This is a genomic window from Pseudomonas sp. NPDC087690, assembly GCF_044743175.1.
Lineage (GTDB): Bacteria > Pseudomonadota > Gammaproteobacteria > Pseudomonadales > Pseudomonadaceae > Aquipseudomonas.
This window is the reverse complement of record NZ_JBIUVX010000023.1, coordinates 1-8891: the sequence shown is the minus strand read 5'-3', so window position 1 is coordinate 8891 and position 8891 is coordinate 1. Positions and strand designations below refer to the sequence as shown.

The 8891-nt window shown below is 58.7% G+C and carries 10 protein-coding genes; all 10 read right to left on the bottom strand.

Annotated elements, in window-relative coordinates:
• On the bottom strand, positions 1–1199 hold a 1199-nt coding region (hisS, locus tag ACIPIZ_RS19725), incomplete at its 3' end, for a histidine--tRNA ligase (protein ID WP_401166852.1).
• A 37-nt stretch (positions 1200–1236) separates the two neighbouring features.
• On the bottom strand, positions 1237–2346 hold the full coding sequence (gene ispG, locus ACIPIZ_RS19720; RefSeq protein WP_008084646.1) for a flavodoxin-dependent (E)-4-hydroxy-3-methylbut-2-enyl-diphosphate synthase: 1110 nt from the start codon (positions 2344–2346) through the stop codon (positions 1237–1239).
• 3 nt (positions 2347–2349) lie between these two features.
• Positions 2350–3384, bottom strand: coding sequence for a RodZ family helix-turn-helix domain-containing protein (locus tag ACIPIZ_RS19715; protein WP_122662993.1), 1035 nt, complete (start codon positions 3382–3384; stop codon positions 2350–2352).
• Complete coding sequence (gene pilW / locus ACIPIZ_RS19710) at positions 3384–4142, bottom strand: type IV pilus biogenesis/stability protein PilW (RefSeq protein WP_016984372.1); 759 nt, start codon at positions 4140–4142, stop codon at positions 3384–3386. Before pilW ends, ACIPIZ_RS19715 begins: the two co-directional genes overlap by 1 nt.
• A 12-nt stretch (positions 4143–4154) precedes the next feature.
• A complete protein-coding gene (gene rlmN / locus ACIPIZ_RS19705; protein WP_401166847.1) occupies positions 4155–5303 on the bottom strand; it encodes a 23S rRNA (adenine(2503)-C(2))-methyltransferase RlmN in 1149 nt (382 codons plus the stop codon).
• Between the two features lie 28 nt (positions 5304–5331).
• Entirely contained in the window at positions 5332–5757 is a 426-nt protein-coding gene (gene ndk / locus ACIPIZ_RS19700; RefSeq protein ID WP_007916882.1) for a nucleoside-diphosphate kinase, read from the bottom strand.
• An 88-nt stretch (positions 5758–5845) separates the two neighbouring features.
• Positions 5846–6046 carry a Fe-S cluster assembly protein IscX gene (iscX, locus tag ACIPIZ_RS19695; protein WP_008084655.1) on the bottom strand — a complete coding sequence of 67 codons (201 nt, stop codon included), beginning with the start codon at positions 6044–6046 and terminating at the stop codon, positions 5846–5848.
• A 14-nt stretch (positions 6047–6060) separates the two neighbouring features.
• Positions 6061–6402, bottom strand: coding sequence for an ISC system 2Fe-2S type ferredoxin (fdx, locus tag ACIPIZ_RS19690; RefSeq protein ID WP_064392064.1), 342 nt, complete (start codon positions 6400–6402; stop codon positions 6061–6063).
• On the bottom strand, positions 6402–8267 hold the full coding sequence (gene hscA, locus ACIPIZ_RS19685) for a Fe-S protein assembly chaperone HscA (RefSeq protein WP_122662995.1): 1866 nt from the start codon (positions 8265–8267) through the stop codon (positions 6402–6404). Before hscA ends, fdx begins: the two co-directional genes overlap by 1 nt.
• Before the next feature lie 51 nt (positions 8268–8318).
• A complete protein-coding gene (gene hscB, locus ACIPIZ_RS19680; protein WP_007916889.1) occupies positions 8319–8840 on the bottom strand; it encodes a co-chaperone HscB in 522 nt (173 codons plus the stop codon).
• Positions 8841–8891 lie beyond the last annotated feature (51 nt).

Here is an 8891-nt window from a genome sequence, read left to right as displayed (position 1 = left end):
ACTACCACTTGCTGGGCCATTTCGTCGTCACCGAGGATCAGTGCGTACAGCGCACCGCTCTTGTCGGCCTTCTTGAACTGGCTTTTGAAGCTGCCGGCGCCGGCATTGACTTGCAGGCGCAGGTTTGGAAGTTGATCGCGAACACGCTCAGCCAGGGCCAGACCGGCCAGCTCGGCTTCTTCACCGAAGGCGCAGAGGTAGACATCGACCTGACGGGAGATTTCTTCCGGGATCTGCTCGAGGGTTTCGAGCATCAACACCAGACGCTCGATGCCCATGGCGAAACCGACGCCAGTGGTCGGCTTGCCGCCCATCTGCTCGACCAGACCGTCGTAACGACCGCCCGCGCAGACAGTGCCCTGGGCGCCGAGCCTGTCGGTGACCCATTCGAAAACGGTTTTGCTGTAGTAATCGAGGCCGCGCACCAGTTTCGGGTTGAGCACGTACGGAATGCCGACGGCATCCAGACGCGATTTCAAACCTTCGAAGTGCGCACGGGATTCGTCGTCGAGGTAGTCGGCCATTTTCGGCGCATCGACCAGCACTGCTTGGGTGTCGGCATTTTTCGTGTCGAGCACGCGCAGCGGGTTGGTTTTCAGGCGACGCTGGCTGTCTTCGTCGAGCTTGTCGTGGTGCGCCGAGAGGTACTCGACCAGCGCTTCACGGTAGCGACCACGGGACTCGCTGGTGCCGAGGCTGTTGAGTTCGAGTTTGACCGCATCACGAATGCCCAGCTCGCCCCACAGGCGCCAGGTCATGGTGATCAGCTCGGCGTCGATGTCCGGACCGTCGAGGTTGAACACTTCCAGACCGATCTGGTGGAACTGGCGATAACGACCTTTCTGCGGACGCTCGTGGCGGAACATCGGGCCGATGTACCAGAGTTTCTGCACCTGGCCACCGCCGGTAATGCCGTGCTCAAGTACAGCACGCACGCACGCCGCCGTGCCTTCCGGACGCAGGGTCAGGGAGTCGCCGTTGCGGTCTTCGAAGGTATACATCTCTTTTTCGACGATGTCGGTCACTTCACCGATCGAGCGCTTGAACAGCTCGGTGAACTCGACGATCGGCATGCGGATCTGCTTGTAACCGTAGTTATCCAGCAGACGTGCGACAGTGCCCTCGAAATAACGCCACAGGGGGGTCTGTTCGGGCAGGATGTCGTTCATGCCACGAATGGCTTGCAATGACTTGCTCACTTTAAATCCTTAAATTCGTTCGGCTCTTCAGTCAGGGTCAGCCGCGCGCAATTACGGCAGCGTCAGCTTCGACCTTTTCGGCCGCTTTCTGGCGGATCAGCCTTTCCAGCTCGTCCACCAGATTGTCATTCGTCAGTTTCTGCGCCGGCTTGCCGTCGATGTAAATCAGGTTTGGCGTGCCGCCGGTCAAGCCGATATGGGCTTCCTTGGCTTCGCCGGGGCCGTTGACCACGCAACCGATCACCGCGACATCCAGCGGCACCAGCAGGTCTTCAAGGCGCCCTTCCAGCTCGTTCATGGTTTTCACCACATCGAAGTTCTGCCGTGAGCAGCTCGGGCAGGCGATGAAGTTGATGCCACGGGAACGCAGATGCAAAGACTTGAGAATGTCGTAACCGACCTTCACTTCCTCGACCGGATCGGCCGCCAGCGAGATGCGGATAGTATCGCCAATCCCCTCGGCGAGCAGCATACCTAGGCCCACGGCGGATTTCACTGTGCCCGAACGCAATCCACCGGCTTCGGTGATGCCCAGGTGCAGCGGCTGAACGATTTCTTTCGCCAGCAAGCGGTAGGCTTCGACGGCCATGAACACGTCGGAAGCCTTCACGCTGACCTTGAAGTCCTGGAAATTCAGGCGTTCGAGATGTTCAACGTGGCGCAAAGCAGATTCGACCAGCGCCGCTGGCGTCGGCTCGCCGTATTTCTTCTGCAGGTCTTTTTCCAGCGAACCGGCGTTGACGCCGATGCGGATCGGAATCCCGCGATCACGCGCTGCATCGACCACCGCACGAACACGGTCTTCACGACCGATGTTGCCCGGGTTGATACGCAGGCAATCCACACCCAGCTCAGCGACGCGCAAAGCAATCTTGTAGTCGAAGTGGATGTCGGCAACCAGCGGCACCTTGACCAGTTGCTTGATTTTGCCGAAAGCCTCGGCGGCGTCCATGTCCGGCACCGAAACGCGGACGATATCGACGCCAGCGGCTTCCAGACGATTGATTTGCGCAACGGTGGCGGCAACGTCATTGGTGTCGCTGTTGGTCATGCTCTGCACCGCGATCGGCGCATCGCCGCCCACCGGTACGTTGCCGACCCAGATCTTGCGCGAAACGCGACGTTTGATTGGAGATTCGCCGTGCATGACTTATTGACCCAACTTCAGGCGAGCAGTCTCGCCACTGGTGAACGGAGCGATATCGACCGGTTGGCCGTTGTAGCTGACCTGCGCGGCACGGGCTACGCCGAGACGCACGTTAAGCGGCGGCTTGCCGGAAACGCTGACGCTATCGCCTTTATGCTTGAGACCACTGAAGATCACTTTGCCACGACCGTCGGTCACTTGTGCCCAGCAATCGGCGCTGAACTGCAGTTGTACCTGACCATCGCCAGCAACTGGTGCGACCGCTTCTGCGGGGGCTGCCGGAGCAGCAGGAACAACCGGCGCGGTAACGGTCGGCGCTGGAGTGGCCGGCGCGTTTGGCGCTGGGGTAGCCGGAGTAGCAACAACCGGTGCCGGCGTATGAACCGGGGCGGTCGGCGTTGCAGCCGGAGCAGTTGGAGTGGTTGCCGGAGCAGCGCCTTCGGCACCGGTCGATTCAGCCGTGGTTTCGGACTGAGGCAACGCCAGTGTCGTCGAAGTGTCAGCCTGATTTTCCTCGACTGCCTGGTCTTCCGGCTCATCGATCGGGTGAATCTGGGTCGTACCGTCGGCACCTTCGACTTCAACGTGCTCAGGCGCCAGAGACGTCAGGTCCTTGGTGCGCAGCGAGGTCTGATCCTGCCACCAGACGAAACCACCGCCGATGACCGCAATCAGCAACAACAGGCTGACGATCCGCAAAATGGTGTGGGAGACCCGCACCGGCTCTTCGATACGGCCGAGGGCGTGAACATTGCTGCCTTGGGAATCGGTACCGGTGGATTGGTCGAACTGCTGAACCAGAACGGTCTGGTCCATGCCGAGCAATTTGGCATAGGCGCGAATATAACCGCGAGCGAAGGTATGCCCCGGCAGCTTGTCGAAAGCGCCGGCTTCAAGATTGCTCAGGGAAGTCACGGTGAGGTTGAGCTTGAGGGCCACTTCGGCCAGCGACCAGCCATTGCTTTCGCGGGCCTGGCGCAGGGTCTCACCGGGGTTAACGCGATTCGCTGCTACAACTTCGGGATGCGCCGCTTTCATCATTGCTCCGACAGGTATTGCTGATATTCCGGCGTACCGGGATAGAGTCGTTTTAATTGCAGGCCATAACTGGCGGCCTTGTCGCGATCTTCAAACACTTTTGCCAGCCGAACGCCGAGCAATAGACTACGTGCATTTTGTTCGGTGAGCAGGCTGAAACGGTCGTAATAGTCACGCGCGGGCACATAATGCCTGTCTTCGAAGGACAACTCAGCCATTTCCAGCAATGCGCGCGGTTGTTGACGGTTCAAACGCAGGGCCTTTTCCAGCTGTTGCTGCGCCAGATCACGCTGACCGAGCTTCGCGGCCGTCATGCCGAGGTTCTCGAACACACGCGAACGCTCAGGATACAGGGTATCGGCGGCGGCCTGTTCAAAACGCTCGTAGGCTTCTTTATAACGCTGTTGTTCGTAGAGAAAACTGCCGTAGTTGTTGAGGATGCGCGCATCGGCAGGACGGGAGGACAAAGCCTTGCGGAAGTGTTCGTCGGCCAGCTCAGGCTCCATTTCGGACTGGAACACCAAGCCGAGGGCCGCATTGGCATCCGGATCGGAACCGTCGATCTCCAGCGCCTTCTTCAGCGGCACCTTGGCCCGCTCGCTCATGCCTTGCTGCAAGTATCCCAGCCCCAGCTGCACGTAGGCAGCCCGCGCTTCATCGCGGCCCTTGCTGGTCTTCATCGGGTTGTAGTCACCCGACAGGACACAACCAGCACACAGGCTGGCCAACAGCAACAGCAGCGCAAAGCGCAGGGACATAGAGATCCTCTCTTAGTTAGTGTTCGCGGCGTTCTGTGCCAGATCGCTGTCGGCGCTCAACTCACGCACGGCGATATAACGTTCGCTGCGACGGGTGCGATCCAGCACCTGCCCTACCAATTGACCACATGCAGCGTCGATGTCTTCACCACGGGTGGTGCGGACAGTGACGTTGAAACCGGCCTGATGCAACTGATCCTGGAAACGACGGATCGCGTTGTTGCTCGGGCGCTCGTACCCGGAATGCGGGAACGGGTTGAACGGAATCAGGTTGATCTTGCACGGAATATTCTTCAGTAGCTCGATCATCTCAACGGCGTGTTCAACTTTATCGTTGATGTCCTTGAGCAAGGTGTACTCGATGGTCAGCACGCGTTTTTCGCCCAGGGACGACATGTAGCGCTGGCACGACTCGAGCAGCATCTTAAGCGGATATTTCTTGTTGATCGGCACCAATTGGTTACGCAATGCGTCATTCGGTGCGTGCAGGGACATCGCCAGGGACACGTCTATGTGCTTGGCCAGCTCATCGATCATCGGCACCACGCCCGAAGTGGACAGGGTCACGCGGCGCTTGGAGATCCCGTAGCCGAGGTCATCCATCATCAGATGCATGGCGGCGACGACGTTGTCGAAGTTCAGCAGCGGCTCACCCATGCCCATCATCACCACGTTGGTGATGGCACGGTCGACGGTTGCCGGGACACTGCCGAAAGATTTGTTGGCAATCCACACCTGACCGATGACTTCGGCGGCGGTGAGGTTGCTATTGAAGCCTTGCTTGCCGGTGGAGCAGAAACTGCAATCCAGGGCACAGCCTGCCTGGGATGAAACGCACAATGTGCCGCGCTTGCCCTGGGGAATGTACACGGTCTCGACGCAGCTGCCGGACGCCACGCGCACCACCCATTTACGGGTGCCGTCGCTGGAGATGTCCTCGCTGACCACTTCCGGACCACGGACCTCAGCAATAACCTTGAGCTTGTCGCGCAAGGCCTTGCTGACGTTCGTCATGGCGTCGAAATCATCGACACCAAAGTGGTGAATCCATTTCATTACCTGACCGGCACGGAAACGCTTCTCCCCGATTGAGTCGAAGAATTTTTCCATTTCCTGTTGAGTCAGACCCAGCAGGTTGGTTTTTACAGTCGATGTAGTCATGGATTCACCTTCACTCTTAAGCCAATGCTTAGCGAGTGGTTACTTCAGTAGCTGCGAAGAAGTACGAGATTTCACGAGCAGCTGCGGCTTCGGAGTCCGAACCGTGAACAGCGTTGGCGTCGATGGAATCAGCGAAGTCAGCGCGGATGGTGCCGGCAGCAGCTTCTTTAGGGTTGGTAGCGCCCATCAGCTCACGGTTCAGAGCGATAGCGTTTTCGCCTTCCAGAACCTGAACAACAACAGGACCGGAGATCATGAAAGCAACCAGGTCGCCGAAGAAACCACGAGCGCTGTGCTCAGCGTAGAAGCCTTCAGCTTCGGCTTTGGACAGTTGCTTCAGTTTCGAAGCTACAACGCGCAGGCCGGCTTTTTCGAAACGAGTGGTGATTTCGCCGATGACGTTTTTTGCAACAGCGTCAGGCTTGATGATGGAGAAAGTGCGTTGAACAGCCATGGTGTAACTCCAGAAACGGTAATTTGCGAAAAATTAAACCCGCGAATTATACGCGGGTTCTTGGGTATTGCCTAACCTGCGAGGACGATCAGTCCAATTCTTCAGCCCAGAGCGTCTGAACCGCTTCCAACACCTTCTCGCCAACACGACCAGAGGTATTGTCAAAATCCGGCAGCTCTTTAATCCATTGCTGCAGATCGACGAAATTGACAGAAAACGGGTCTACGCCCGGCTTGGCCTCGGCCAACTCTTCTGCAATACGTTGAACATCATTCCAACCGTAGCTCATGACAGTCTTACCAGTCAGTGCGGCGCTTCGGCCGCATGGTTAAGCGAATATTTCGGAATTTCGACGGTGATGTCTTCTTCACCAACGATAGCCTGGCAAGCCAGACGCGATTGCGCTTCCAGACCCCAGGCACGATCAAGGAAGTCTTCTTCCAGCTCGTCAGCCTCTTCCATCGAGTCGAAACCCTCACGGATGATGCAGTGACAAGTGGTGCAAGCACACACGCCGCCGCAAGCACTTTCCATCTCGATGTGGTGTTCGTGAGCCAATTCGAGAATCGAAGTGCCAGGCGCAGCGTCGACCACCATACCCTCAGGGCAGAACTTCTCGTGGGGCAGAAAAATGACCTGCGGCATCAGATATCCTCGATTTCATTCAGATTGCGCCCCGACAGAGCGGCTTTCACCGTCAGATCCATGCGGCGGGCAGCAAAGGCATCGGTCACTTGCGACAGACGCTTGGTCTGCTGCTCGATGGCATAACCATCAGTACCTTTCATCAGTTCGGCCAGCTCCTGCAGTTGCAGGTCGATAACCATGCGCTCTTCGGCGTCGAGCAAACGCTCGCCATCAACCTCAAGAGCGCCCTGCACCGCCTCAATCAGGCGCTGGGCATCGACTTGCTGCTCGCGCAGAACGCGGGCGACCTTGTCGTCATTGGCATGCTGGAACGAATCCTTGAGCATTTTGGCGATTTCGCCGTCGGTCAGACCGTAAGACGGCTTGACCTGAATGCTCGCCTCAACGCCCGAACCCAGTTCACGGGCAGAAACGCTGAGCAGACCGTCGGCGTCGACCTGGAAGGTCACACGAATTTTCGCTGCACCGGCGACCATCGCTGGAATGCCGCGCAATTCAAAGCGCGCCAGCGAGCGGCAATCACTGATCAGCTCGCGCTCACCCTGCAGGACGTGGATAGCCATGGCCGACTGGCCGTCTTTATAAGTCGTAAAATCTTGTGCGCGAGCGACAGGGATGGTGGTGTTACGCGGAATCACCTTCTCCATCAGGCCACCCATGGTTTCCAGCCCCAGGGACAGCGGAATAACGTCGAGCAGCAGCAGTTCGCCGCCATCGCGCTTGTTGCCAGCCAGCGTATCAGCCTGGATCGCGGCGCCGATGGCCACCACTTGATCCGGATCGATTTCAGTCAGCGGCTGACGACCGAAGGCTTCGGCAACGGCTTCGCGAACACGCGGCACGCGCGTCGAACCGCCGACCATGACCACAGCGTGTACGTCTTCCAGCTCGATACCGGAATCGCGAACGGCGCGGCGGCAGGCTTTCAGGCTGCGTGCGACCATTGGCTCGATCAGCGCATCGAAGGCTTCGCGGGTCAACGGCGCTTTCCAGTCGCCATAGGCCACTTCAACGCTGGCCGCATCGGTCAGGGCTTCTTTGGCCGCGCAAGCGGTTTGCAGCAGATTGCGTTGTGCGCCCGGATCGAGATCGGCGGACAGACCGGCGCTCTCGATGATCCAGCCGGCAATCGCGTGATCGAAGTCGTCACCACCCAGCGCGCTGTCGCCGCCAGTGGCCAGAACTTCAAAAACACCGCCGGTCAGACGCAGAATCGAAATATCGAAAGTACCGCCGCCCAAGTCATAAATCGCGACCAGGCCTTCAGCGTGTTGATCCAGACCGTACGCCACAGCGGCTGCGGTCGGCTCATTGAGCAGACGCAACACATTCAGACCGGCGAGCTTGGCCGCATCTTTGGTGGCCTGACGCTGAGCATCGTCGAAATACGCCGGAACGGTGATCACCGCGCCGACCAGTTCGCCACCCAACGTCGCTTCAGCACGCTGACGCAGGACTTTGAGGATGTCGGCAGAAACTTCGACCGGGCTTTTCGGGCCCTGCACGGTGTCGATGAACGGCATGTGCGATTCGCCGCCGACAAAGCGGTACGGCAGTTGCTCGCCCAATTGCTTGACGTCGGACAGACCACGACCCATCAAGCGCTTGACCGACAGCACAGTGTTCAAAGGATCGGAAGACGCGGCCAGCTTGGCCGACTCGCCGACTTCGACGCGATCGGCGTGGTAACGCACGGCGGACGGCAGGATGACCTGCCCGTTGGCGTCGGCCAGCGGCTCGGAAAGACCACTGCGCAACGCAGCGACCAGCGAATTGGTAGTGCCCAGGTCGATACCCACAGCCAGGCGACGCTGGTGCGGTTGAGGACTTTGGCCGGGTTCGGCGATCTGCAGTAGAGCCATGGTAATCAGGTCTTGTCTGTCTATCAGGCGTGCATTCAGGGCAGCACTGGGTTAATCGTCGAGGCGCTCTTCTAACTGGCGCACTTCGTAGGTGAGCTTGTCGAGGAACTGCATGCGCCGCATCAGGCGTTCAGCCTGTTCGCGTTGCGCTGCATCATCCCAACAGGCTGCGAAGCTTTCGTTGAGTTCTTCCTGAGCCACTTTCAGACGACGCTTGAATACCGCGACACCGTCGAGGTCGGCACTGTCCTGAAGGTCTTCGAGCTCTTCGCGCCATTGCATCTGCTGCAAAAGAAACTCGGGATCATGGACAGTCACTTCCATCGGCACTTCATGCCCGCTGATGGTCAGCAGGTAGCGTGCGCGCTGGGCCGGACTCTTGAGCGTCTGATAGGCGTCGTTGAGCCGCGCAGACTGCTCGAGTGCCGACCGCTGCTCACGCTCGGAAGCGTCGGCGAAGCGATCAGGATGAACGCCGCGCGCCAACTCACGATAGCGCGTGGCCAACTGCTCGAGATCCAGACGGAAACCCGGTTGCAGCTCGAATAAAGCGAAATGACAAGGAATACCCACGACAAGCCTCAGATGTAGAAGCTTTCGCAGAAGCCACATAAACAGCTTACG